The sequence below is a fragment of the Aliarcobacter butzleri genome, from assembly GCF_900187115.1.
Taxonomy (GTDB): domain Bacteria; phylum Campylobacterota; class Campylobacteria; order Campylobacterales; family Arcobacteraceae; genus Aliarcobacter; species Aliarcobacter butzleri.
On the sequence record NZ_LT906455.1, the window covers coordinates 1,808,330 to 1,833,276 of the forward strand.

A 24,947-nucleotide genomic window follows, 5' to 3' on the forward strand; every position below is an offset into this window, starting at 1 on the left:
CTTAAAAATTAAAATATAAAAATTCACTAAATTTGTTCAAAGAAAACATAGAATAAACAAATAAAAAAACCGTAAAAACTAATATAAAAATATTTGATTTAAATTTATCTTTTAATTGCATAGAATTTTTAAAGAAAAAAACAATAATCATACTAGCTAAAGTAAGATTTAAAAGATCACTTCCTCCACTTATTGAGCGAGTTACTTCATCAAACTTAATTCCATAATTTTCTAAAAATGCTAACTTCTTAAAAAATATGCTTGGTAAAACAACATTATCAAAAGAAAACATACAACCAAATACTTTCATTGCACTTTCAAAATCTTTTGCTCTAAAAAATATCCATGTTATATTTATAAAGTTAAATGTTATAAACCATGCTAAGATTTTATTCATTCTAAATCCTAAGCTTTGCCAAAGCCTATGTATTGCTAATGCTATTCCATGTAGCAATCCCCAGATTATAAATGTCCATCCTGCTCCATGCCATAATCCACCTAATAGAAATGTTGTTATTAGATTTACATAAGTTCTAATATTACCTTTTCTATTCCCTCCTAGTGGTATATACAAATAATCTCTTAAAAATCTTGAGAGTGTCATATGCCATCTTCTCCAGAAGTCTTGAATTGACAATGCTTTATATGGAGAGTTAAAGTTAATAGGTAATTTTATATTAAACATCAAACTTATACCTATTGCCATATCTGTATATCCTGAAAAATCAAAGTACAATTGGAAAGTATAAGACAAAGATGTTGCCCATGCTTCTATTAGATTTAAAGTTGTTGCTGTATCAAATCCTGCATTTGCCCATACTGCAAAGGTATCTGCTATTACTACTTTTTTAAACAATCCTATTGAAAAAATAAACAGTCCTAATGCTATATTTCTATAATTCTTTACCCAATTATATTTACTCGCAAATTGTGGCATCATCTCTTTATGATGCAAAATTGGTCCTGCTAGTAAGTGTGGAAAATATGTTACAAACAGCATATAATTTATTAAGCTATACTCTTTTGCTTCTTGTTTATATGCATCTACTAAGAATGCTATTTGTGTAAAGGTAAAGAAGCTAATCCCTAGAGGCAATATTATATGTGGCAATGGTATATTTGTTCCAAATATTCCATTAAAGTTATCTAGAAAAAAATCTGTATATTTAAAATATCCTAATAATCCTAGATTAAACACTATTCCAAAACTCAGTATTGTTTTTGAAGAAATTCTTATCTTCTCATGATTTACTAAACTTAATCCTACACCATAATTTACAAATATTGAAAGTAAAATTAGAGGAAGATATATTACATTCCAGTAACTATAGAAAAACAAACTCCCTACTACTAACCATATCTTTGCTCCTAATATTAATCGTTTACTATTCAAATAAAAGTAAACCACAAAAATTACTGGCAAAAATATAAATATAAATTCATAACTATTAAAGAGCATTATCTTTAATTTCCTTTCATAAATTCTTTTAATTTTTTAAATTGTATTTCACTATCAAATTCTAAATCAACTTTTTTCTTTGCTTCTAAAACTAAATTATCTTTTAAATCTTTATCATTATAAAGTTCTTCAATTTTTAATGCTAAATCTTCTATATTTTCGTTTTCAAACAATAATCCATTAATTCTATCATCAATAATTTCTAAAAATCCTCCGCTGTTTGAAGCAATAATAGCTGTTTGATTTTTCATAGCTTCAATAACAACTAAACCAAATGTTTCATTCTTGGAAGCTGCTACAATCACATCACAGGCTTGCATAAACTTGTCTGGTTCTTTTGAAAAACCTAAAAAATGTATTTCATTTTCAAGATTATAATTTTTTACTTTTTCTTTTAAAGAGTTCAAATATTCTTCATTCATAGGATGTCCAACAAAATAAGCTTTTACGTCTAATTCTTTAATCTTTAATTTTTTCATAGCTTCAATCAAAAGATATTGACCTTTAAATTCATTAATTCTTCCAACAAAACCTATAATAAAAGAATTTTTTGAATTTAATTTCTCTTCTTTATAAATATTTAACTCTTCTTTTGTAAAAACTTTAGGATTTTTTGCCCCTAAATATAAAGTTTTTACTTTTGGTCTAATATTTTGAGGAATAAATTTTTCTATTTGATTTTGTAAAGCTTTTGTCACACAAATAATTGTATCTACGTTTTTATACAAAAACTTATGATAAAAATCATTTTTAAATCTTGTCATTGTCATATGTCTAGTTTGAATAATTTTTGGTTTTCTTTTTGATAATAATTTTGCAAAAATTATTATTGGAATATCTTTTGTCCAATGAATATGTATTGTGTCAATTTTATTTTTGTCAATAATTTTTGCTATTTTTATTGAAGAGATTAAAGAAAAACTACTTTTTCTTTCTATTTTTATAACTTTTAAATCTTCTAAAAAAGATTCTAATTTTGAATTATTTGAAATTACACAAGTTACATTAAAATCTTTTGCTAATTCTTTTGAGCAATTACACATATAAAGTTCTAATCCACCTAAATCAGGGGATAAACAAACTTCTAAAATATTTTTATTTTGCATTTCTTTGCATATCCAACATAATAGCATACTTCATATATGAACTATATGCTGAAATTACTGCTACATTCCATCCATTAATTCCATGAAATGCTCCGCCTTTTAATATTAAAGCTTTAAATAAAGCTCCCAAACCATGAATAATTGGATCAAAAACTGTTGCTTTTTTACCTTCTTCGTGTGCTAAAATTGCACCTCTTTTTATAAATTTTTCAGTTGTTCTTATCATATGGATATAATCATCATATGAATAATGCAACATATCAGCTTCTAAATCACACACATTTTTTGTTTCAACTTTTGCATGCCCTTTTGCAGTTGAGAATCCACATTTTTTACGATTGTAAAGTCTTGTTACTCTATCTGGATACCAAAGTTTAATATAATTCTTTCCAACAAATGTCTTTCTAGCAAAAGAATAAGCATCATAAGAACTATTTTCTAGATTCAATTTTTTTATCTCTTCTATTGCATTTAAATCAAGTCTTTCATCTGCATCAATACTCAAAACCCAATCATTTTTTGCATATGGAGCACCAAATGCCTTTTGTGGTCCATCTCCTAAATATGTCTGTTTTATAACTTTTGCACCCAAACTTTCTGCAATTTCACAAGTTCTATCACTACTTAAAGAATCCACAACTAAAACTTCATCACATACACTTTTAACAGATTTTATAACTTCTTCTATATTCTTTTCTTCATTTAGTGTAATAATATTTGCTGTAATTTTCAAAGACAACCTTTATTCTATTAATATAACTTATATTATATAGAAAATTTAATTTAATTAAGATACAATCCCTATTTTAGAGGTGATTATGAAACAAAAAACAGCTATTATTTGTCTATCAAGAGTAAATGGAGGAATGGAACTTGCATCAGTAAAACTTGCAAGACTTTTAAGCCAAGATGTTGAAGTAGAATTTATCGCTAGAGATAATAGTTATATAGCAAATAGAAAAGAACATTTTGAAAACTATGATATAAATCTGCATATAGTAAATTTTTCATCTAATTTTAGTTTTAAACTTATTTTCACTGTACGAGAAATTTTAAAAAACAGTAATATAAAAAATATAATTTTTTTAGGTGCTTCTGAGATAAAATCTTTATATTTTGCAACTTTAGGATTAGATATTAATTTTATAATCAGACAAGGTTCAAAAAAAACAACTTCAAAAAAAGATATTTTTCATAAACTATTTTATAGCAATGTAAATTACTTTGTAGGAAATTGTGAATATATGAAAAAAAATATAATTGAAATTTTACCAATTCCCCAAAAAGCAAGTGTTAAAAGAATTTATTCATCTTTAAAACTAGAAGAAAATATAGATTTTAAACCTTTAAATAACCATGTAGATTTGGTTCATGTTGGACGAGTACATAAAGGTAAAGGACAATTTGAAGCTATAAAAGCTTGTGAAATTCTAAAAAATAATAACATTAATTTTACAATAAAGTTTTTAGGAGATATTCAAGATAAAGACTATCTTGAAACTATGAAAAACTATTTAAAAAACTCTTCTTTAAAAAATAATGTCGAATTCGTAGGTTACACTTCAAATGTAAAAGAGTATTTACAAAAAAGCGATATTTTCATTTTTCCAAGTCTAGGAGAAGGAATGAGTAATGCAATAATTGAAAGCTTGGGATTTGGACTTATTCCAATTATTTATGATGACACATCTTCAAGTGAATTTAAAGATTTAGGATTTCATATTCACTTAACAAAAGAAAATAATATTAAAAATTTGCAAGAAATTTTATTAAACGTTGTAAATAACTTTGAGGAAGAAAAAGCTAAAGCAAAAGATAATCATCAAAAAGCTTTAAATATTTTTGCTCCACAAAGAGAAAAAATTGAATATTTAAATTTATTAATATAAATAAAAAAGAGAGAATTAAAATATGTCAAATAAAGAAGTTTTTATAAGTATAATTGTTCCTGTTTACAATGCAGAAGAATATCTTGATGAATGTTTACAAAGTATTTTAAAACAAACTATCATTGAAAATATAGAATTAATTTGTGTAAATGATGGTAGTAGTGATAACTCTTTGGAAATTTTAAATCTTTATAAAACAAAATTTCCAAATATGCTAATCATTGATCAAAAAAATGCTGGTTCAGCAATGGCAAGAAATAATGGTTTACAAATAGCAAAAGGTGAATATATATATTTTGTAGATAATGATGATTATCTAGCAAATGAAAACTGCTTAAGTGAATTATATAGTGTTGCAAAAAAAGAATCTTTAGATATTTTAAACTTTAACCATTTAATTTTAAAAAATAATTCGTTAAATAAGTTTTCTATAAAAAGAGAAAATAACAAAATTTATACTGGTAAAGAGTATCTTTCAACAGCACAAAAAGGTAATATTACTAATACTCCTTGGGATAAAATATTAAAAAGAAGTTACTTAAAAGAGATAAATTTTGCATACACCTCAGGAGTTATTTCAGACGATGCGGAAGCTTTATTACCTCTATTTTATGATGCAAAAAAAGTATCTTTTGTAGATAATTTTGCTTATGTATATAGAATAAGACCAAATTCTGTTATGACTGGTGAAAAAACAGAGAAATATATAATAAGTACAAAAAAAATATTAGAAACTTACACAAAGTTTTATGATTTAGAAAAAGACAAAGGAATTAGAAGATTTTTAAAAAGCTTAATTTTTAATAGATTATTGTCTTATTATGAACTTATATTTGAAAAAAATGACTTTATAAATAAATATATAGATGATTATGAATCATATAAAACAAAATATTTAAATAAAATAGAAATATTTTTTATTGAAAATGAAGAGAACTATCTAAATAAATATAAAAACTCAAAGTCTAAACTTGCAAAAAAACTAAACCCAAACTATTTAATTAGAAGATTTAGAAAAAGATATTTAAAAAATTAATATCTTTTACTATTTTTTTAATCCTAAATGCTTTGCTTTTTCACAATTTTTCATGAAAAGTTTCCACTGCTTTTTTATCTTATATCTTGTATAAAATCTACTTTTCATATATAAAGTAAGCTTTATATTATCTCTTCTAGCACCTAATCCATCATAAATTATCAAAGTATATTTATCAGCACTTACTTTTTTACAAAAAACATTATGAGAGCTACAATCAATGAATAAAATTTCATTATCTTCTAAATACTTTTTTAAATCATCTAACAATCTTTTTTCTTGATCTTTAGTAAAAATATTTTCTTGTAAACAATTTCTTAAAAATTTTGAATCTTCTCCATCAAAATCAACAACTCTTTCAAATACCAAACCTTTACCAAAATTTGTATCCACATAACCGAAACATTTCGTTATATGCGAAAAATCAACATTCTTTTTTGTCAAAAAATTATAATATTTAAATTCTAATTCATTTTGAAAATTATGTTTTTTTATCTGGGGTTGAAGAACTTTTATAACTTTTTTACTATCATTTGGATGTATAAAAACAAGTCTCTCTCCTCCATCACCTAATAACAATTCCTCTCTTAATTCAATCATTTTTCTATAAAATCCAATATTTTTTTACATCTAGCTTCATAAGTGAAATTTTGTACACAATATTCATAAGCATTTTTAGCCATATTCTCTCTAAATTCTTTATCACTATAAAGTTTTTCAACTGCTTTTATCCAAGCATTTATATCTTCATTATCAACTAACATTGTATATTTTTCATTTAAACTTTCTCTTATAATTTTTGAATCAGAACAAATCATTGGTGTTTTAGAAGCCATATATTCAAAAATTTTTATTGGAGACATATATTCAAAATTTTTATCTGCATTCATATATGGGGCTAATAAAATATCGCATAAATTTCTATATTTATAAGTATCTTTAGGATTTATAAAACCATGAAAAATTATATTTTCTAAATTTTTAGATTCATTTTTCCAATATTTTATCTCTTTTTCATCTCCTCCAATAATGTGAAAAATAATTTTAGGAAAGTTTTCTGCCAATTTTATAATTATTTCCAATCCCCTATTTTTAGCAACTTTACCTATATATCCAATATTAAAACTATCCTTAAATTGTTCACAATTAACTGGTATAGTATCAAAATCTTTATTTACAAGAGTAGCACTAGGTGCAACATGCACTGCACTTTCTTCAATATTATATTCTCTACAATATAATTCTTTTAATTTTTGAGCAATAGTAACTAATTTACCTTTATTTTTATTTTCTAAAATAAATTTTTTAAATATTTTTTCTTCTGTTTTTTTATCTTCACCATAATTACTATGTCTTTCAAATAACGTCTTATATCCAGCTTTTTGAGTTAAATAAAAAGCTGACATAACACCTCTTCCATACACTAAATCAGGATCTATTTTTTTTACTTGATTAAGACATCTATACGAATATATTTTTCTTTTCAAAAATCTTATATTTGGTGAAAATAATTTTTTTATTTCAAAATTATTTTCAACACCATAAAATTTAAAAATGTCTTCAACACCTTTTTCTTCAAGCTTTTTTGTAATAGGTGCAAGGAGCGTCACTTGATATCCCAAAGAAGCAAAAGCAGAACACATTCTAATTACATTTACACTATTTGCTGTTTTTGAAGGTATTATAGAACGAGTAATATACACAATTTTTAATGATTTCATTTTGTAATTCCTATTATTAAGAAAATTATAATAACTAAAATATATTTTAATATAGATTTATAATCTACTTCTTTAACAAATACATCAAATTTATAATTACTTATCATAGCACTTATAATTGTAACAAACATTGCTAATTCAAAAAATTCAAAAAAGTTTCCAGGTATCATGAATATTAAAGTAGCAATAGTTAGTATCTTAATTATATCGTCTCTTTTTTTATCCAAAGTTTTATAAGTTAATATTTTATAAAACATTAACATCATTATAAAAAAACCTATTATTCCAACTTGAGCTAAGACTTGTAGATAAACATTGTGTGGACTTTTGACTCTTTCTACAATATAAGATTCTTTATCTTTTGATAATTTTTCAATCTCTTGCATAACATCACCAGTTCCAACACCAACTAAATAATTATCTTTTATTACTTCAATTGTATAATAAGAAGCAATAATTCTAAGTCCAATAGAACTATCATAATTTTTTTCATTAATCATACTTTTTATGTCGTTCTTTGCATCTTCTACTCTTTTATCAAATTGTTCAGAAAAGTTATACATATACATAAACATAATTAGTATAATTGATAAAGAAATAAAAAATACTTTTTTTATTTTTTGCCTATAAACCAAAAAAACTACTAAAAATATTAAAAGAAATAGTACAATATAACCAGTTCTTCCACCAATTAAACTCATGTTTATAAAAGCAGTTGTTATAAAAATAAAAGACAATATTTTTAGATAAATATTTTTTATATCATTAACTAATAATCTATATATTAAAACAGATATTACTATTGCCAAAGCGATATTGTGCTTTATATGATTTAAAAATGGAGCTGGATCTGTATAAACAGTTTGATAAACTTTATATTCTCCAATGAAAAGTTCGGGTGGAATAATTTGGAAATGTATAAAATAAGAAACTACCTCAGAAAATAAAACTCCAAATATAAAAGCATTTAAAATTCTAAAAGAAAATCTCATATCTAAAAAAGATAAAAATATTAAAGGATATATTAAAAATTTTGCTTTATTCATAAAAGCATATGCACTATCCATATCAATTGTATAAAACATTCCAAATAGAAAAACTAAATACAGTAATATAAAATACTTTAAAAGCTCATTTTTAAATGCAATTTTAAAATAATCTATAAAGTTTCTTCTATATAAAAATAGTAAAAGTATACAAAAGAATACCGATGTTTTTGCCTTATTACTGATAGGAATTAAAAAAGCATATACTACCAAAAGATGATTCATCAAAAGAGTAATTTTACTTTGATCCTCTTTTGAAATATAACAAATTTTATTAATAAGATTCATATTTCTTCTTTTTATAAACTATTTTTGATTGTATCTAATATAATATTTTGTTCATCTTCAGTTAATTCAGCATATATAGGTAAACAAAGTATTTTCTTACTTATATTCTGAGATATTTCACACTTATGTTTTATTTCAATGTAATCAAGAGTATCAAGAGATGGATAAAAATATCTTCTTGGAAAAATTTGTTTATTATTTAAAGCTTTTTGAACTTTTAAAAGTTCTTCTTCACTTTTAAAAACTACTGGAAAATAGCTAAAATTTTCTGTTGCATTTTCATTTTGTTTTTGAAATTGGACTAGATTTTTTAACTCTTTTCTATAATTTTCTATTAAAAATTTTCTTTTTTCTTTAATATCTTTTATATCATCAAGAACACAAAGTCCCATAGCTGCTTCAAATTCATTCATTTTGGCATTCGTTCCAAGGTATGGTATTTCTGTAGGAGTTTTAATTCCAAAATTTATCAAACATCTTACTTTCTCTAAAAGATTATCATCATTTATAATGATAGCACCACCTTCAATAGTATGAAAAAGTTTAGTTGCATGAAAACTAATAGTTGAAATATCTCCATAGTTTAAAACTGATTTATTTTTATAATTTACGTCAAAAGCATGTGCAGCATCATAAATTACCTTTAGATTATTTTTATTTGCTATTTTTTCTATTTCTTCTACTTCACATGCATTACCAAAAACATGAACAGGTAATATAGCTGATGTATTTTTATTTATAAGTTTTTCAATATTTTCAGGATTTACATTTAGAGATTTTTCATCTATGTCTGCAAATACAGGTGTTAAACCACCTGTCATAAGAGAACTTGTAGTTGCTACAAATGAAAATGGAGTAGTAATAACCTCACCTTTTAAATTTAATGCTTTATACGCAATATCAAGAGCTACTGTTCCATTTGAAACTAGAACTATATTTTTCACACCTAAATATTCTGCTAATCTTTTTTCAAGCTTTTGTACTAGTGGTCCATTATTTGTAAGCCAACAATTTTCATATATTTCATCAATATACTTTTTATATTTTTCTTTGTTTGGTAAGTATGTTTTTGTTACATTTATCATTTTATTTTCCATATTTATTTAAGTACCAATTAATAGTTTTCACTATTCCTGTATCAAAGTTCTCATCTGCTTTCCATCCAAGTTCATTTTCAAGCTTTGTTGCATCTATTGCATATCTTCTATCATGCCCTGCTCTATCTTCTACAAATGTGATTAACTCTTTATATGAACTCTCTTTTGGAACTTCTTGGTCTAAAATAGTACAAATTCTATTTACTATTTGCAGATTTGTTCTTTCATTTCTTCCACCAATATTATATGTCTCACCTTTTTTACCTTTATGATAAACAAGGTCTATTCCTTTACAATGATCTAATACATATAACCAATCTCTTATATTTTTACCATCTCCATATATTGGTATTGGATTTCCTAAAAGAGCATTTCTGATAATTGTAGGAATTAGTTTTTCATCATGTTGTTTTGGTCCATAGTTATTTGAACAGTTTGTGATAACTGCATTTAGTCCAAATGTTTCTACATATGCTCGAACTATCATATCTGATGATGCTTTACTAGCGCTATATGGAGAATTTGGAGCATAAGAAGTTTTTTCAGTAAACAAATCATTTGGGTCAAGACTAAGCGTTCCATATACTTCATCTGTTGAAATATGATGAAATCTACAATCTTTATATTCTTCTTTATAAGTAAATGGTTTTTCCATCCAATATTTTTTTGCTACATCAACCAAAGTGTATGTTCCATTTACATTTGTTTGTACAAATACTCCCGGATTTTTAATAGAGTTATCCACATGAGATTCTGCTGCAAAATGAATTACACCTTTTATATCATATTCACTAAAAATAAATTCAACTAATTCTCTATTACAGATATCACCTTTTATAAATTTATATCTTGGATTATTTTCACACTCTTTTAGATTTTCTAAATTTCCTGCATAAGTTAAAAGGTCTAAATTTACAAGATTATAGTTAGGATATTTTTCTAAAAAATATGGAACAAAATTTGAACCAATAAATCCTGCACATCCTGTTACTAATATTATTTTTGAGTTATTGAACACTATTTATCTCTCCTACAAGACTATATAAATATTCTCCATAACCATTTTTAGATAATGGTTTTGCAATTTCTAAAATTTTTTCTTTTGTTATCCAACCATTTCTATAAGCTATTTCTTCTAAACAAGCAATTTTATATCCTTGTCTATGTTCTATTGTTTGTACAAATTGCCCAGCATCAATTAAACTATCATGAGTACCAGTATCTAACCATGCAAAACCTCGACCAAGAAGTTCAACTTTAAGTTTCCCTTTTTTAAGATATTCTTGATTTACCGAAGTTATTTCAAGTTCACCTCGTTGGCTTGGCTTTACATTCTTAGCTATTCTTACTACATCATTATCATAAAAATACAGTCCTGTTACTGCAAAGTTTGATTTTGGATTAGCTGGTTTTTCTTCTATACTTATAGCATTATAATTTTTATCAAATTCAACTACACCAAATCTTTGAGGATCTTTCACTCCATAACCAAAAATCAATGCTCCATTTTCTAATTTAGAAGCTTCTTTTAAAGTATCTGAAAAACCATGTCCAAAAAAAATATTATCACCAAGTATTAAACAAACACTATCATTTCCAATAAACTCTTCTCCTAAAATAAAGGCTTGTGCTAAACCATCAGGACTTGGTTGAATCTTATATTCTAATTGTATTCCCCAATCACTCCCATTTCCTAAGAGTTCTTCAAATCTTGGTAAATCTTCAGGTGTTGAGATAATAAGAATTTCTTTAATTCCAGCTAACATTAGAACAGAAAGAGGATAATAAATCATTGGTTTATCATATATTGGAAGTAATTGTTTACTTATACTTCTTGTTACTGGATATAATCTTGTTCCACTTCCTCCTGCTAATATTATCCCTTTCACTATTTATCCTTTCTACTTGAATTGTCTATTAAATATTGTGTTATAGCTAAAGTTGCTTTATAATAATTTAACATTTCATCATCTGTTTTTTGATTTAATTTATCTAACTTTTTAGCATTTGAATTATTATTTACAATCATTGAACCATTAAATCCATAATGTGGTAGCATTATATCAAATAAATTGCTACCTATTGATATGTAGTTTTTACTGTCTAAAGTTAAATTATATAAAGTAGGAAAAATATCTTTTTGACTACCAGCAACAGTTGTATCTACAGTTTTCATTTTATCTTTTAATTTTTTTGGTAAGTAAAAATATATTGGAATGTTTTTTGAAGTAAAAGTTGGATTATCATCATATTTCATAATCCCTTCAACTGTATTATTGTCTGCTGTAATCACAATAATCGTATTATCTTTAAATCTACTTTGTTTAAACTCATCTAAAAATTTCCCTAGACTATCCAAAGCATATGCATAAGATTTAAAACGTTGTTGAGCTAAATTAAAATCACCAGTAATATGATTTTTTAAATTTTCACTATAGATCAAACTTTTTGAAATATAATCATTTGGTACATTATAAGGGGGATGATTATTTGTGCTAAGAGCTACTATAAACTCTTTTTGTTTACTATTTTCAAGTTTTTCTAAAATATGTTTATATAAATATTCATCAAAAATTCCCCAAGGATGGAAATATTCATCTTTTGATTTTGTAATTTCTAAAGAATTAAATATATCTTGTTTTCCTTCAACATTTTTATATCCTTGAAATTTAACAAAATTTCCTAAATCTCTCCATGTTAAATCTCCACCATAAATAAATGTTGTTTCATATCCACTATCTTTATATAAAAAAGCAGGTGAAAAAGTGAAATTAGTTTGTGCATACTCTGACTGAGAAAATGGAAAACTATTTGGTCTATATGGAATATTTAATAATAATGATTCTAAACTAGAAATTGTACCATCACCTTCACTTATAATATTTGTAAATAAGATATCTTCATCAAAATGTTTTTTAAGTTCCCCTAAAATATTAAACTCTTCATTTTGATATTTTAATATCGGCATTCCAAAGCTTTCTACCATAATAACAACAACATTGTAATCTTCATTATCAACTTTTTTAGTGTTATATGTAATATTATTTAAAAGATTTGTTTTATCAATATTTTGATTCTTTTTATGAATTTCAAAAGCTTCTTCTATTTTATTTTCAAAACCAGTTTCTTTTATATAATCAACTTTTTTAGCTTTATAATCCTTTCTAATTCCATACGCAGTTATAAATGCTCTAACTCCGTTTTGACTTATTTTATTTATATATTCATTTGTTGAAACATTAGGAATCATTTTTCCTAAAGGATACATTCCTAAAGTTCCTCTTATGATTAAAAAATTAAATATAACAAGTATCAAAAAAATCAGCCAAGGATTTTTTAAACCAAAAAAAGATGAAATTTCTTTGCTTTTTTTTGAAAAAATATTTTTAATTAGAAAAAACAATATTATTAAATATATAAAAAATATTCCCAAAATAGAAAATACATTATAATTTTCCCAAAAAGTCTGCAATAATGCAACTGTATCATCTTCAAATAAACCAAAAAATAAAACATTTATATGGTCTTTAAAATAAGAATAAAATCCAAAATCAGCACAAAGCAAAATTGTTACAATCGAATAACAAATAAAAATATAATAGATTAGAAAACTATTAAAGAACTTGAAAAAAGTCTCTTTTTTTAAATAATAAAGAGGAATTAAGGCTAAAGTTGGAATAACTTGAATAAATCCAATAACAGTTAAATCAACTCTAAATCCTAAAAAGAATGCTTTGATAATATCAAAGAAAAAAGGATTAAAACTATCTAATTCTGAATAATATAAGAAAAAAACCAATCTAAAAATTGACATAAAACACAAAAATATAACATGAATAAAAAATAATTTTTTCAATAGATTTAATGTCTGAGATAAAGATATTAAATTCATATAAACCCTTCTTTTAAAATAAAATAATTACTATCCAACAGCTACAATGTAAGAGAATAGAAAACATAACGGCTGTAGAACCTATATCTTTTGCATTTTTTGCAAGCGGATGAATCTCTTTTGTAACAAGATCAACTACATTTTCAATTGCTGAATTTACTAATTCAATAATTAAGACTAAAATTCCTGTAACTAATAATATTAATTTATTTGTTATACTTGTATCAATATAAAAAATTCCAGCAACAATAAATATTGCGCATAAAAGTTCCAATCTAAATGAACTTTCAGTTCTTAAAGCATGAAATAGGCCTTCAACTGCATATTTAGTATTTTTAAATATATGATATTTTGGTTTATTATTCATTTTATTTTTCCAAAGAATTTAAAATTTTAAGAAGTTTAAAAAAGTTTATAACATCACTACCTAAAAACTTTTTTAGAAAAGAATTCTGAGAAAGATATATAAAAAATTTTAATCTTTTTCCAATATTCTTTAATTTGTATATTATATTTTTATTATTTGTAAGTTCAATATATTTATCAATTATATAATTATAATTTACTTCAAAACTTAATTTTTTTAATTTTGTAAAAGAAAGAAGAAAAAGTAAAAAATCTCTAAATTGTAAAGTTTCTAAAGTGGTATTTGGCTCAAAACTCTCTTCAAAATCTATAGCAAAAACTTTTTCATCTTTGTATATAAAATTTCGTATTTGCGCTCCTCCATGAAACTCTTCAGAATTATGAATTTTTGCTAATTCTACTAATAATTTATCTACAAAAATAAAAAATTCATCTTCTTTTAAATTTCTGTTTTTAAAATATCTATTCACACTTCGTCCACAATCTTCTAAAACAAAAAAATCTTCACTCTTATAAATGATATTTGGAACATTTATTCCTAACTTTTTAAATTTTTCTATTTTTGTAGTTTCAAATGCTAAAGCATCTTTTGGAGTTTTTTCTAAAGAGGGAATTAATAACTCAAAAGAAAATATTTTATAAAAGAATTTTTGAATTTTGTTTGTTTTTGTAGCTCTTGCTTTTTTTATCCAGTACTTCTTACCTTCAAAATCAAAACTAAAAATATCACTTTTATTTAGAAGTGCTTCTTTTTTTATAAACTCTTCTAAATTCAATTCTTTTCCTTTTTATACATCTCATTATGATATTTTTTAAATCTTTTATGTTGCCATAACCAAAAATCTGGCTTTTCGAATATTTGTTTAGTTAAAACATCATTTTGTATTTGAGTTAATTCCTCAATTTCATTATCACTCTTAAATTCAATTGTTTTAACGTCAATTGGTTCTTTAACTTCAATAGTCCAACTTCGAAAACCATTACAAAGAGTAAAAATAGGAATAATGATTGCATCAAATTTCAAAGCTAATCTTGAAGTAGAATCTGTAGCTCTTGTCTTTTGATCAAGAAAATTTATATCTACTCCACTTCTTAAGTATTGGTCTATTACAACACAAACTGTTTTATTTTCTTTGAAAGCTTTTATCATTCCTTTTGCAGCACTTTGTTTCTCAAGCATGGTAACATTATTTTTAGTTCTAGCTTCTTCATAAAGCTTTTGAATATGAGGATTATCCATTTTTCTATTTACAATAGCAACTTTCCCAAATTTCAGAGCAATATATGGAACAGTTAATTCCCAACCTCCATAATGAGCAGAGATATAAATAATTTTTCTATTCTCTTTTAGAGCTTTTTCTATAATTTCACCATTTATTATATTTGCTTTTCCTAGTATTTCATCTTTTGTAAGTTTTTGGTTTTCAATAAATTCATACATATTAAAAACCAAAGACTTATAAGAATTATAAATTATTTCTTCTTTTCTTTCTTCGCTAATTGTATTTTTATAAACTAAATCAAGATTTGCTTTTGCAATGCTTTTATGTTTTTTATTAAATTTATATGCTAAAAATGCCAAAAGCTCTAAAAATTTTTTCATTAAAAATCTAGGAGTTATAAGAAATAAAAATATAAAAGTTTTATATAAAAAAAGTCTAAAATAATCTTTTATTTTTCTATACATATAAAAGCCCTTTTGCCGTATTTATAATTTCATTTTCATCTATTTCTTTGATTGAGAAATCGTTTCTATCAAGTTTAAAAGGATTAACAATACTTTTTGATTCAATTATTTTATTTGTATTTGTTATATAAGTATTTCTGTATCCTGGAGTATTTCCAAAAAGAGTAATTGAAGGAATATTTAAAGCCCAAGCCATATGCGTGGGTCCAGTGTCATTTCCTATTACTAAATCAACTTTACTCATAATTGCTTTTAAACTATTTAAATCTAACTTTGGTAAAACTTTTGCTTTAGAAATATTTGCTACAAAATTAGCTATATCTTTTTCAGCTTCATTTCCCCAAGTAATCAAACAATTTTCATCTAAATTATTAATTATTTTAGCAAACTTTTCTTTAGAGTACATTTTACTTGGCCAGCTTGCACCTATTACAAATAGTACATTTTTTTTATCTTTACTTAAATACTCATATATAACTTCATTTTCATTTTTATAAAATAAAAATGGTTTCTTATTTAGAATATCATCTTTTGTAATCTCAAAATTCAAAGCTTGACTTAGAACTTTTACATTTCTTTCTATTGCATTCTTATCATAAGCAATATCAACTCTTTTTGTATAAAAAAATGAAGCTAATTTTTCTCTAGTTGAATTTTTACTAAATCCTACTCTATTCTTTCCTAAAAAAAATGAAACTATTGCAGATTTTATAAGCCCTTGTGCATCAATTACTAAATCATAAGAGTTTTTTTCATATTTTTTTATAAGTTTTATTTGATTTATTATCTCTTTTTTATCTTTTTTTATACTTTTTAAATCTAATTTAATAATTTGATTTATATCTGGATTATTTTCTAAAACTCCAGCAAAAGCAGTTTCAACAAACCAATCAATTTGTAAATTTGGATATTTTCTTTTTATATATTGTAAAGCTACCATGGCATGGATTATATCACCCATTGCCGATAGCTTAATTATAGCTATTCGTTTCATCATAAAATCTCTAAAATTAAATCTTGCGGTGTTTCTATTTTATCAATATTTGATTCAATTAAAAATGATTTATTTGGTAAATTTATTTTTAAAGTTTTGTTTTCTAAAACATATTCTACTTTAGGTCTTGAAAAATCTTGATTTATTGCAATATTCAAAGAAATCATAAAAGACATCCACTGTACTACTTCAAGTGAAGGTAGAAGATCTTTGTGTTTTAAAATATCTTCTTGCGAAGGTAAAGATTTTTTTGAAAATTTGATTGTATAAGCAACAATTACTCTTGAAGTATGTAAAAAATCATAATTTAAACCATTTAAAATAAAATCAAAAGCATTATCATTTGATTTATAAAAATTTAAAACTGACCCAATAGAGTTCAATTTAGAAGCAACTACCAAAAGTTCTTTATATTTATTATCTAACTTATGAAAAGGTTTTAAACTATCAAATATTTTTTTAGCATTATTTCCAAAGTATGCACTTTGTTTTTCATCGATTTGAAACCTATCAAGAAGACTTTTTACACTTACATTAAAATTATGTGGAAATTTATGATTAGAATTTCTAAGTAAATCTGTTAGATAAACACCTTCTCTAACACCTACTCCTGAAGTTACAACCGTTTGAGTTTTTAACTCTTCTAAAATCGTTTTAAAAATAAATGAACCTTCTTTTATTGTATCAAATCTATCTTTTTTTATTCCAAATGATTTTAAATCTTCACAATTTTTTGCTTTTGAAATTCTATTTAATAAAGCAATTTCATTTTTTACTTCATAAGTATATCCATGTAGGATATCTAATGGATATTGATTTTTAGCCATAATAAGTTTTGATAAAGCTCTAATACTTCCACCAATACCAACAACTTTTTTAGGAATTTCAACATCTAATTTAAAAATCTTTTCTAAATTATCTAAAATATATTTTTTTGCACCTTCAATATTGTTTTTATTAAAATATAACTCTTTTATTCTAACAGTTCCAATATTTAATGATATTGATTTTTCTATCTTTCCATTTTTTACAAAACAAAATTCTGTTGAACCACCACCAATATCAACTGTTACAAAAGTATCATCATGTAATAAATTAGAAGCAGCAACTCCACCAAAGTACGCTTCTTTTTCACCATCTATTACTTTTATATTTAATCCCAAATCATTCCTAACTTTATTTATAAAAGCTTTTGAATTTGGAGCATCTCTTAAAGCTGATGTTGCAACACAAATAATTTTTCTTGATTTTAAAGCATTAGATATATTTAAAAAAGATTTTAAAGATTCATAGGCTCTTTGCATAGGAATTTCCTGAAGATTGCCATCATTTTCATAACAACCTTCAGAAATCTTAACCCTACTTTTAGTTTCATTTATTAAACTAAATGCAAATCTACTACTCTTTTGTAAGACAACCATCCTCATTGAATTTGAGCCAATGTCAATGATTGTTGTTACTTTAGACATTAATTTTCTTCTTCTATTAATTGTTCATATTTGAATTTTAATTCTTCCATAGTCTCTTCATTATCTGGATCAATAATAATACAGTCAACAGGACAAACTTCAACACATTGTGGTTCTTCATAATGTCCCACACACTCTGTACAGCGATCAGGATCAATCATATAAATTGGGTCACCCTCTTCAATAGCATAATTTGGGCACTCTTCTCTACATGCATCACATGCAATACATTCATCAGTAATCATTAAAGACATACAATTTCTTCCTATTTTTAATATATATTGTTGGAGTTATAACCTAAAAATGATTAATTATTTCTTTAAATAAATCATATTTTTCTTTATATTTTGTTATAAACAAGTAATCTTTTGTTCTATAAATATATAGATTTGAGCAAATATATAAAGCTGCTTCAACATCAAATTCTCTGATATTTCCTGCAAATAATACAAATTCGTAATCTCTTGTATTACTCAAAGATAAAGCGACTGCACCTAAAGTTCTAAACTTAATATTATTTTGATATAGTTTTTCACAAATTTTTGGATATTTATAAGCTCTTTCAAAAATTGCTATTTTGCTCTTATTTGTTTTTAGTGGTGTAAACTCTTTCATATTTATCAAAGAATAATATTTAACATCATCTTCGAAAGCTTTATATATAATAGTTTTTGTAATTAAATTTGTCACAAATCCAGCAACGATTTTTTCATCAATTTTTAAGGCAACAGATGTTCCATAATAAGGTATTTGTGAGTAGAAATTATTGCTTCCATCAAGGGGATCAATTATTATCGTAGTTTTTTTGCTATTATCTATAAAACCACACTCTTCTGAGTATATATTTCCAAATTCTAAAAGATGTTTTATAAAAATTTCTTCAAAGATTAAATCAATTTTTAAAGAGTTGTCTCCACCAAAACCATTAATATTTGTATATTCATAGTCATTTAAAGTTATTTTTTCATCTATGTATGTACAAATTTCTTTGTTTGCTAAAATTACAGCCTTTATAAAAGACTTTTTATAATTGGCTGTAATTTCCATTTTTACAATAAATCTTTTATTATAGCTTTTGCAGCTTCTCTTCCATCAGCCGCTGCAGTTACTGCTAAATGAGCGCCTCTTTGGCAATCTCCGCCAGCATAAACTTTTTTATTTGAAGTTTTAAATTCACTATTTACAACAACAGCACCCCAAGAGTTTGTTTCAACATTTAGTTCTTTTAAGAAAGTTGGAACTTCTGGAGAAAAACCTAATGCTAAGATTACAACATCAGCTTCTTCTAAATACTCACTTCCTTGATTTACAACTACTTTTTGTCTTCCACTACCATCAGGTTCACTCATAGAAGTTTCAAGTAATTCAACTGCAAAAGCACTGTTATCTTTTACTTTTATAGATTTTGGGCTTACATTAAATACAAATTCAACACCCTCTTCTTTTGCATTTACAACTTCTTTTTTACTTCCTGGCATATTTACTTCATCTCTTCTGTAAAGACATTTTACAGTTTGAGCACCTTCTCTAACAGAAGTTCTAACACAATCCATAGCAGTATCTCCACCACCAATTACAACAACTCTTTTGTCTTCAACATTTATGCATTCAACATTTTTATCACCAAGATTTCTTTTTTGAATACCTGTTAAAAAATCTATTGCGAAATGTACATTTGAAGCACTTTCACCTTCAATATTAACTTTATTACTAGAAGTTGCCCCAATTCCTAAATAAATTGCATCAAACTCTTCTTCTAAATCTGAAACTTTTTTATCTTTTCCAATTTCACAGTTTAAATGAAGTTTCATTCCAGCTTCTATTAACCAATTTATTCTTCTTGTTACTGTTTCTTTATTTAGTTTAAATCCTGGGATTCCATACATAAGTAGTCCTCCAGCTCTATTTGCTCTTTCGAACATTTCAACTTCAAAACCTTTTCTTAATAAAAAAGTTGCTGCTGAAATTCCAGAAGGTCCAGAACCAATAATTGCAACTTTTTTACCATTTTTTTCTGCTTTAAACTCAGGTTTTATACCTTTTTCAAAAGCATTTTCACTAATATAAGTTTCAATTGCTCCAATAGAAATAGCACCATGTCCAGTATTTAAAGAACATGCTCCCTCGCATAATACATCTTGGGGACAAATTCTTCCTAAAATCTCAGGGAAAGGAGATGTTTGATTTGATAAAGCAAAAGCAAGTTCTGGATTTTTTGTTGCTGTTTGTTTTAACCAAGCTGGAATATAATTTCCTAAAGGACATCCTGTATGACAATATGGATCTCCACATTGCATACATCTATCTGCTTGCTCTATTGCTCTATGTTTTGTAAATACTTGATAAACTTCTTTATAATCTTTTAATCTTTGAAGTACATCTCTTTTTTCAGGATTCACTCTTTCAAATTTTGTAAAATTTAACATTTTTATTAATCTCCCTTATCTGGATCAAGTGGTAATACTGTCATATTTTTTGGTTTTACCATCCAGAAGTTTCTAATTTCTGCTCTAAAGTTTTGTAAGATACGTTCAGCTATTTCACTTTGTGTTTCATGTAAATAATCTAACAATAATCTTTTTAAATATAATCTTTCTCTTTCTGTATCATCTGTATCAATTCTTACTGATTCAATTAACTCTTGATTCATATTATCTATAAAATGTTTTTCTGGGTCATAAACAAATGCTAAACCACCAGTCATACCTGCACCAAAGTTAATACCAGTATTTCCTAAAATTACAGCTATTCCACCAGTCATATATTCACAAGGATTATCTCCTGTTCCTTCAACAACTGCAATAGCTCCTGAATTTCTAACAGCAAATCTTTCACCAACTGCTGCTTTTACATAAAGTTTTCCACCAGTTGCACCATATAAACAAGTATTTCCAGCACCTGCAAAATTTGGACCTTGTTGAGCAGGGTTTATTATGATTTTTCCACCATTCATACCTTTTCCAACATAATCATTTGCTACACCATCAAGATATAAATTCATACCTTTTGATAAAAATGCTCCAAATGATTGTCCAGCAACTCCTTTTAAATTAAGAGTAATAGAGTTTTCAGGAAGTCCTTTATCTCCATAATATCTTGCAATTTCACCAGATATTAAAGCTCCAAAAGATCTGTTTAAGTTAGAAATTTCTGAGCTAACTTTTACAGGAGAACTTGGATTTTCAATAGTTCTATGAACTTTTTTTAATAACTCTTTTTCGAATTTATTATTATCAAATGGTGCATTTGTATCTTTTTGACAAGTATCAATTCCATCAATTCTTCTTAAAATATTTTGGAAGTCAAATTTTTGTGCAAATTCATCATCAATTACTTTTAATAAATCACTTCTTCCAACTACTTCTTCAATTGATTTATATCCTAAACTTGCAAGAATTGCTCTTACATCTTCAGCAATAAATGTAAAGTAAGAAATCAATCTTTCAACTGTTCCAGTAAAGAAATCTCTTAAATTTTCATCTTGAGTTGCAACTCCAACTGAACACTTATTTGTATGGCAAATTCTTAAAATTTTACATCCAAGTAAAGTTAAAGAAGCTGTTCCAAATGCATAAGATTCAGCTCCTAACATCGCAGCTTTTACAACATCAAGTCCAGTTTTTAATCCACCATCTGTTTGAACATGAACAAACTCTCTTAAATGGTTTGCTTTCAAAGCATTATGAGCTTCACTAAGTCCCATTTCCCAAGGATTTCCTGCATGTTTGATTGAAGTTAAAGGAGCAGCTCCTGTTCCTCCATCTCCACCAGAGATAATAATTTTATCTGCATAAGCTTTTGCAACACCAGCAGCTATTGTTCCAACTCCAATAGAAGAAACAAGTTTAACTGTAATTTTTGCTAATGGATTTATCTGTTTTAAGTCAAAAATTAATTGCGCTAAATCTTCAATAGAATAAATATCATGGTGTGGTGGAGGAGAAATCAATGTAACACCTGGAACTGTATGTCTAAGTGTTGCAATAAGTCCTGTTACTTTATGTCCTGGTAACTGTCCACCTTCACCTGGTTTTGCACCTTGAGCAACTTTGATTTGTAACTCTTCTGCACTTCTTAAATATGCAGGTGTTACACCAAATCTTCCTGAAGCAACTTGTTTGATTTTAGAATTTTTAATTGTTCCAAATCTTGCAGCATCTTCTCCACCTTCACCAGAGTTACTCATACCACCAATTGTATTCATAGCAGTTGCCATAGCTTCGTGAGCTTCAGGAGAAATAGAACCTAAACTCATAGCAGCAGTTGCAAATCTTTTGAAAATGTCTTCTTTTGATTCAACTTCACTAATATCTATTGGTTTTCTATCTGAATTAAATTCTAAAAAATCTCTAATAAATTTTTTATCTCTATTTTTTACTAATTCTCTTAATCCTTCAAAATCAGTAATATCTTCTTTTTTTGTAGCTATTTTATTATGCATAGCTTTTGTTGTTGCTGGTCCATAATCGTGATATTCACCACCATTTGAGTATTTATAAAATCCTCCTAAATCTAATGGGAATATTGAATTTTCTTCTTTAAATGCATTAAAATGAGATTTATCAATTCTTTGTTCAATATCATCATAAGTTAGTCCAGCTAATTCACTATGAGCACCTGTAAAACAATCATTAATAATTTCATCACTTAATCCAACAATATCAAAAAGTCCAGAATTTCTATAAGATGCTACTGTACAAATACCCATTTTTGACATAATTTTTAGTAAACCTGCATTTACTGATTTTTGAGTATTTTTAAGATATTTTTGCATCTCATATTTTGTTGGTTTTTGTTTTTGGAAAAACGAAACTGTTGAAGCATACATCATATATGGATAAATTGCTGTACAACCAAAAGCTATTAAAACAGCCGCCATATGCGGGTCATAAACTTCTGCTGTTACTGCAACTATAGATACTTGATGTCTGATTTCCTCTTTTAATAATTTTTGGTTTACATAACCAACTGCCATTGCACAAGGAATTACTTTTTCATTTTCGTTTATTGTTCTATCATCTAAAATTACAACTGAAATATCATTTTCTTTAACTGCTTTTATTATGTTAGAAGCTAATTTTTCTAAAGATTTTTTCAGATCAGATTTAAATGTTGTATGAAAAACTTTATTTTTATAATATTCATCATATCTTGGTGATTTTTCATCTCCAAAAGAGTATAAAACATCATATTTTTCTTTCATTAAAATAGGACTAGAAACTTTTAATCTTCTTGCAAATTCTGGTTTTTCTGCTAAAACATTATGAACTTTTCCAAATCCAGTTTCAAGTGACATAACCACTTTTTCTCTATAAGGGTCAATTGGTGGATTTGTAACTTGAGCAAACTTTTGTCTAAAAAAGTCTGTAAAATTTCTATTTACTTGAGAAAAACATGCTAATGGTGTATCATCACCCATTGAACCAACTGGTTCTTTCCCATCTTTTGCCATAGGTTCTATTACTTGATCTAACACTTCATAAGTAATATTAAAATATTTTTGTTTTTTCTCTATATTTTCTAATTTATAATCTTTTAAATTTAAAAATGTATCTTCAATATACTCTTGAATATAATCCATATCATCATTTAACCATTTTGAATAGTGTTGAGATGATTTTAAATAATCATTTATATCATTTTCTTTTAAAATTTTTCCATGTTTAAGGTCAAGTGCAATCATTTGTCCTGATTGTAATCTTCCTCTTTCTAGAACATTATCATCTTCTATTTCTAGTGTTCCATACTCAGAAGTAATGTATAATTTATCATCTTTTGTAATTATATATTTTGAAGGTCTTAAACCATTTCTGTCAATTAAACAGCCAATATGTCTTCCATCAGTTAAACTTACAGCTGCTGGTCCATCCCAAGCTTCCATTGTTGTTGATGTATATTCATAAAAAGCTCTCAAATTTGGATCCATATATGGTGCATTTTGCCAAGGAGCAGGAATTAAAGAACGTGCTGCTTTGAAGAAATCTACTCCATTTGCCAATAAAAATTCAAACATATTATCTAAAGATGTAGAATCTGAACCTATATTTTGTAAAATAGGAAGCAATCTTTTCATTTCACTTTCTGAAAAAATTTCTGATTTTAATTGTTCTGATTTCACTTCAACATTGAATCTATTTGCTTCAACTGAATTTATCTCACCATTGTGTGCTATTGCTCTAAATGGTTGAGCTAATCTCCATAAAGGTAAAGTATTTGTTGAAAATCTTTGATGAAATAATGCAAAAGAAATTTTAAAATCTTCATCTCTTAAATCTATATAAAAATGTTTAATATGTGTAGGCATAATTAGCCCTTTGTAGGCTATTACCTTAGATGAAAATGTAGGGATATAGAAATCTTTTTTATTAATTAATTTATGTTCACACTCTTTTCTTGTTAAATATAACATTGCATCAAATCTTTTTGATGACATTAAAGTATTTGGAACTACAAATACTTGAACAATTTGAGGTAAACTTTCCAATGCTTGTTGTCCTAAAGCATCTTTATCAACTGGTACTTCTCTTATTAAAACTGGTTTTAAATCATTTATTTCACAGAAGTCTTTAAATGTGTTTATATCTTCTTCAAAATCTTGAGTAAATATCATTGCAACAGCGTAAATTTCTGGTAAATCAACACCTTTTTGTGTTGCTATTTTTCTCATAAAAGAGTCTGGCATAGATAATAATAATCCAGAACCATCTCCTGTTTTACCATCAGCTGCAACTGCACCTCTGTGCATCATTCTTTCAAGTGAAGTTATTGCATCTTCTAAATTTTTATGACTTGGTCTACTTTTTAAATCAGCAACTAAACCAAACCCACAGTTATCTTTAAAAGAAGTTAGTAAGTCTAAATTGCTTCCCATCATTTTCCTTTATTTTAATCTCGTCT

At 25.8% G+C, this 24,947-nt stretch carries 21 protein-coding genes; 2 read left to right on the forward strand and 19 right to left on the reverse strand.

Going from position 1 to position 24,947, the window contains the following annotated elements:
* Position 1 precedes the first annotated feature (1 nt).
* The 3 genes from CKV87_RS09045 to CKV87_RS09055 are packed head-to-tail and all read right to left on the reverse strand — an operon-like array spanning position 2 to position 3,298.
* Complete coding sequence (locus CKV87_RS09045) at positions 2-1,459, reverse strand: MBOAT family O-acyltransferase (protein ID WP_012147763.1); 1,458 nt, start codon at positions 1,457-1,459, stop codon at positions 2-4.
* A gap of 5 nt (positions 1,460-1,464) precedes the next feature.
* Positions 1,465-2,565 carry a glycosyltransferase family 4 protein gene (locus tag CKV87_RS09050; protein WP_041644988.1) on the reverse strand — a complete coding sequence of 367 codons (1,101 nt, stop codon included), beginning with the start codon at positions 2,563-2,565 and terminating at the stop codon, positions 1,465-1,467.
* Complete coding sequence (locus CKV87_RS09055) at positions 2,555-3,298, reverse strand: glycosyltransferase family 2 protein (RefSeq protein WP_041644994.1); 744 nt, start codon at positions 3,296-3,298, stop codon at positions 2,555-2,557. Before CKV87_RS09055 ends, CKV87_RS09050 begins: the two co-directional genes overlap by 11 nt.
* An 85-nt stretch (positions 3,299-3,383) precedes the next feature.
* On the opposite strand from CKV87_RS09055, the gene CKV87_RS09060 reads away from it, so the two are divergent.
* The gene (locus CKV87_RS09060) at positions 3,384-4,454 is read left to right on the forward strand and encodes a glycosyltransferase (protein WP_012147766.1); all 1,071 of its coding nucleotides are present in this window, start codon (positions 3,384-3,386) and stop codon (positions 4,452-4,454) included.
* Between the two features lie 22 nt (positions 4,455-4,476).
* The gene (locus CKV87_RS09065; RefSeq protein WP_012147767.1) at positions 4,477-5,490 is read left to right on the forward strand and encodes a glycosyltransferase; all 1,014 of its coding nucleotides are present in this window, start codon (positions 4,477-4,479) and stop codon (positions 5,488-5,490) included.
* Positions 5,491-5,499: 9 nt separating this feature from the next.
* Here CKV87_RS09065 and CKV87_RS09070 read toward each other — a convergent pair whose 3' ends face one another.
* The 16 genes from CKV87_RS09070 to gltB are packed head-to-tail and all read right to left on the reverse strand — an operon-like array spanning position 5,500 to position 24,921.
* Positions 5,500-6,090 (reverse strand): PhoP regulatory network YrbL family protein, encoded by a 591-nt coding sequence (locus CKV87_RS09070; protein WP_012147768.1) that lies wholly within the window; start codon positions 6,088-6,090, stop codon positions 5,500-5,502.
* A complete protein-coding gene (locus tag CKV87_RS09075; RefSeq protein ID WP_012147769.1) occupies positions 6,087-7,211 on the reverse strand; it encodes a glycosyltransferase in 1,125 nt (374 codons plus the stop codon). Before CKV87_RS09075 ends, CKV87_RS09070 begins: the two co-directional genes overlap by 4 nt.
* On the reverse strand, positions 7,208-8,545 hold the full coding sequence (locus CKV87_RS09080) for an O-antigen ligase family protein (RefSeq protein ID WP_012147770.1): 1,338 nt from the start codon (positions 8,543-8,545) through the stop codon (positions 7,208-7,210). Before CKV87_RS09080 ends, CKV87_RS09075 begins: the two co-directional genes overlap by 4 nt.
* An 11-nt stretch (positions 8,546-8,556) precedes the next feature.
* Positions 8,557-9,630, reverse strand: a complete 1,074-nt coding sequence (locus tag CKV87_RS09085; RefSeq protein ID WP_012147771.1) for a DegT/DnrJ/EryC1/StrS family aminotransferase — start codon at positions 9,628-9,630, stop codon at positions 8,557-8,559.
* Between the two features lies 1 nt (position 9,631).
* Positions 9,632-10,660 carry a dTDP-glucose 4,6-dehydratase gene (gene rfbB / locus CKV87_RS09090; protein WP_012147772.1) on the reverse strand — a complete coding sequence of 343 codons (1,029 nt, stop codon included), beginning with the start codon at positions 10,658-10,660 and terminating at the stop codon, positions 9,632-9,634.
* Entirely contained in the window at positions 10,650-11,531 is an 882-nt protein-coding gene (rfbA, locus tag CKV87_RS09095) for a glucose-1-phosphate thymidylyltransferase RfbA (protein ID WP_012147773.1), read from the reverse strand. Before rfbA ends, rfbB begins: the two co-directional genes overlap by 11 nt.
* Complete coding sequence (locus tag CKV87_RS09100; RefSeq protein ID WP_012147774.1) at positions 11,531-13,534, reverse strand: LTA synthase family protein; 2,004 nt, start codon at positions 13,532-13,534, stop codon at positions 11,531-11,533. The genes rfbA and CKV87_RS09100 overlap by 1 nt, the downstream gene beginning before the upstream one ends.
* Before the next feature lie 13 nt (positions 13,535-13,547).
* The gene (locus CKV87_RS09105) at positions 13,548-13,901 is read right to left on the reverse strand and encodes a diacylglycerol kinase (protein WP_012147775.1); all 354 of its coding nucleotides are present in this window, start codon (positions 13,899-13,901) and stop codon (positions 13,548-13,550) included.
* A gap of 1 nt (position 13,902) precedes the next feature.
* Positions 13,903-14,676 (reverse strand): BUD32 family EKC/KEOPS complex subunit, encoded by a 774-nt coding sequence (locus CKV87_RS09110; RefSeq protein ID WP_012147776.1) that lies wholly within the window; start codon positions 14,674-14,676, stop codon positions 13,903-13,905.
* Entirely contained in the window at positions 14,673-15,587 is a 915-nt protein-coding gene (locus CKV87_RS09115) for a lipid A biosynthesis lauroyl acyltransferase (protein ID WP_012147777.1), read from the reverse strand. Before CKV87_RS09115 ends, CKV87_RS09110 begins: the two co-directional genes overlap by 4 nt.
* On the reverse strand, positions 15,580-16,584 hold the full coding sequence (waaC, locus tag CKV87_RS09120) for a lipopolysaccharide heptosyltransferase I (RefSeq protein WP_012147778.1): 1,005 nt from the start codon (positions 16,582-16,584) through the stop codon (positions 15,580-15,582). Before waaC ends, CKV87_RS09115 begins: the two co-directional genes overlap by 8 nt.
* Positions 16,581-18,050 (reverse strand): Ppx/GppA phosphatase family protein, encoded by a 1,470-nt coding sequence (locus CKV87_RS09125; protein WP_012147779.1) that lies wholly within the window; start codon positions 18,048-18,050, stop codon positions 16,581-16,583. Before CKV87_RS09125 ends, waaC begins: the two co-directional genes overlap by 4 nt.
* Complete coding sequence (locus CKV87_RS09130) at positions 18,050-18,304, reverse strand: YfhL family 4Fe-4S dicluster ferredoxin (protein ID WP_004511204.1); 255 nt, start codon at positions 18,302-18,304, stop codon at positions 18,050-18,052. The genes CKV87_RS09125 and CKV87_RS09130 overlap by 1 nt, the downstream gene beginning before the upstream one ends.
* 43 nt (positions 18,305-18,347) lie before the next feature.
* Positions 18,348-19,097: an inositol monophosphatase family protein gene (locus tag CKV87_RS09135; protein ID WP_012147780.1), complete on the reverse strand. Its 750-nt coding sequence runs from the start codon at positions 19,095-19,097 to the stop codon at positions 18,348-18,350.
* 2 nt (positions 19,098-19,099) lie between these two features.
* Positions 19,100-20,476 (reverse strand): glutamate synthase subunit beta, encoded by a 1,377-nt coding sequence (locus CKV87_RS09140; protein ID WP_012147781.1) that lies wholly within the window; start codon positions 20,474-20,476, stop codon positions 19,100-19,102.
* A 5-nt stretch (positions 20,477-20,481) separates the two neighbouring features.
* Positions 20,482-24,921: a glutamate synthase large subunit gene (gene gltB, locus CKV87_RS09145; RefSeq protein ID WP_012147782.1), complete on the reverse strand. Its 4,440-nt coding sequence runs from the start codon at positions 24,919-24,921 to the stop codon at positions 20,482-20,484.
* Between the last annotated feature and the right edge of the window lie 26 nt (positions 24,922-24,947).